The following is a 216-nucleotide window of genomic DNA, read 5'->3' as shown; positions in this document are numbered from 1 at the left end:
GGTGACCCGTGATCCCGACCTGCCCCACTACGCCGCCAGCACGGTCAAGTCGGCGGTGCTGTGCGCGCTGCTCTCAGACCGTTCGGCCGGCCTGCCGGCTGCGTCCGGGAGCGTGGTGGTGCACGACGACTTCGAGAGCGCAGCCGGAGGGTCGTTCCGGTTGCTGCAGTCCGACGACCAGGACGACGAGACCTGGGCGCGGCTCGGCACCGAGGT

General features: G+C 71.3%; 1 pseudogene. It reads left to right on the top strand.

What is annotated here, in order from left to right:
• Positions 1-216: pseudogene (locus tag BN358_RS26300) on the top strand (serine hydrolase); the annotation flags it as partial.

Origin of the sequence: Sedimentibacter sp. B4 (assembly GCF_000309315.1) — a bacterium.
GTDB classification, from domain to species: domain Bacteria; phylum Bacillota; class Clostridia; order Tissierellales; family Sedimentibacteraceae; genus Sedimentibacter; species Sedimentibacter saalensis.
Note: the sequence above shows the minus strand (reverse complement) of the source record. Positions and strands in the feature narration are given on the sequence as shown.